The following is a 1781-nucleotide window of genomic DNA, read 5'->3' as shown; positions in this document are numbered from 1 at the left end:
ATTGATGATGTTCATCATCGGTACCGGCAGGAGATGCGCCTTGGTGCCACCGACATAACGGTACAGCGGCAGACCGGCGGCATCGGCGGCCGCCTTGGCCACCGCCAGCGACACACCGAGAATGGCGTTGGCGCCAAGCCGGCTCTTGTTGGGCGTGCCGTCAAGCTCGATCATGGTCTGGTCGATATGGATCTGGTTTTCGGCTTCCATGCCGCCGATGGCCTCGAACAGCTCGCCGTTCACCGCTTCGACGGCCCTGAGCACGCCCTTGCCGAGATAGCGGGCGCCACCGTCGCGCAGTTCGACGGCCTCGTGGGCGCCGGTCGAAGCACCCGACGGCACCGCCGCGCGGCCCATCGAGCCGTCTTCGAGAATGACATCGACCTCGACGGTCGGATTTCCACGGCTGTCCAGGATTTCACGCCCGACAATGTCGATGATGGCGGTCATTTGCGATGTCCTCGATTGATCTGAAGAATGCCGCACGTCTTAGCCAAAGTGCTGCAAAAGGCAATCGGCCGGCCGGCAATTATTGCCGCGGCATCAGCCTCTGAACGATTCACGAAGCGCAAATCGCTGTCATCATAAGTCATGCACGGTCGGCTGACTTCCGGTTAAGGTGCAGCGCGCGGGGCGAAACAGGAGGAGTTTCGCCATGTCCCAGTTGAGTGGTATCGTGAGTCTGTTCCTGATCGCGGCGGCATTCCTGACGTCGTGCGACAATCAGCAGTCGCCGCCGAAGGCGATGGCCCCCTTACACGTCAGCGAATAAGCCAGAATACAAAGCGGCCCCGTCTCTCGACGGGGCCGCTTTGTCGTTGCTGTCAATGCCAGTAAGGCGTGACCTTGTAGTAATTGTAAGATTCGTCGCGCGCCGCCTCGCCATCCGCCCCGCTCAATTCGTTGATCGAATAGGCAGGCGCCGCCCTGAGTTGTTCCTTGGAAAACGGCACGACATAGCCACCCTTGTCCTCATCATAGTCGAGGCTCGCCCACGGAATGGCGTGATATTTTTCGCCAATGCCGAGGAAGCCGCCAAAACCGATCACCGCGAACATGATGCCGTTCGTCATCTTGTCGAGCATCACATCCTCGATGCTTCCGATGCTCGTGCCTTCGGTATTGTAGACCGATGTACCGATGACCCGTGAGGCGGCGATGGCTTGGGTGTGACCTGTCTGGGTTGTCATGATTGTGCTCCTCATTGTGGTTTAGAACCATACTTGGACAATGAGGGGCGCGGGCGAAGGTTCCCGACTTTTCGGCGACGCCCGGTCACTCCGCGAGGATGAAGGTAACCTTCATATTGACGCGATAAGCAACAATCTTGCCGTCTTGGACGACGATCTTCTGGTCCTGGATCCAGGCGCCCTCGACGTTCTTCAGGGTTTTCGAGGCGCGCGCAATTCCCTGTTCGATGGCGTCCTGAAAGCTCTTCTTCGACGACGATGTGATTTCGGTGACGCGGGCGACGGACATGGCTTCCTCCTGCCAAAACGCTCAGTTGCAAGGCAAGCGTATAGCCGGCTCGTGCCTTCCACAAGCGCCGGCGGTCGGCAGGGTATGCGTCCGGCCTTAGAGGCCCTTGGCGATACGGTCGAATGCCATCAGCCGCTCGAGCAGGGCTGGCATGTCCTTTAACGGCAGCATGTTCGGACCATCCGACGAGGTCGAATTGTCAGGATCCTGGTGGGTCTCGATGAACACGCCGGCAACGCCGACAGCGACGGCCGCGCGCGCCAGCGTCTCGACAAAACGACGTTCACCGCCCGAGGACCCAC

2 protein-coding genes and 2 pseudogenes are annotated in these 1781 nt (G+C 59.9%); all 4 read right to left on the bottom strand.

The features are described 5' to 3' along the window. Positions 1 to 450 (bottom strand): annotated as a pseudogene (gene eno, locus EN984_RS33390) (phosphopyruvate hydratase); the annotation flags it as partial. A gap of 374 nt (positions 451 to 824) precedes the next feature. Continuing rightward, positions 825 to 1190, bottom strand: coding sequence for a PRC-barrel domain-containing protein (locus EN984_RS33380; protein ID WP_127270592.1), 366 nt, complete (start codon positions 1188 to 1190; stop codon positions 825 to 827). A gap of 85 nt (positions 1191 to 1275) precedes the next feature. Next, positions 1276 to 1479 carry a dodecin family protein gene (locus EN984_RS33375; protein WP_013531476.1) on the bottom strand — a complete coding sequence of 68 codons (204 nt, stop codon included), beginning with the start codon at positions 1477 to 1479 and terminating at the stop codon, positions 1276 to 1278. Between the two features lie 96 nt (positions 1480 to 1575). Then, positions 1576 to 1781: pseudogene (locus tag EN984_RS33370) on the bottom strand (3-deoxy-8-phosphooctulonate synthase); the annotation flags it as partial.

This window comes from Mesorhizobium sp. M7A.F.Ca.CA.004.12.1.1 (assembly GCF_003997835.1).
GTDB lineage: Bacteria > Pseudomonadota > Alphaproteobacteria > Rhizobiales > Rhizobiaceae > Mesorhizobium.
This window is presented reverse-complemented; position numbering and strand designations above follow the sequence as displayed.

Coding starts and splice junctions, on each gene's coding strand:
- EN984_RS33380 (WP_127270592.1), bottom strand. CDS start 1,190: ATGACAACCCAGACAGGTCACACCCAAGCCATCGCCGCCTCACGGGTC.
- EN984_RS33375 (WP_013531476.1), bottom strand. CDS start 1,479: ATGTCCGTCGCCCGCGTCACCGAAATCACATCGTCGTCGAAGAAGAGC.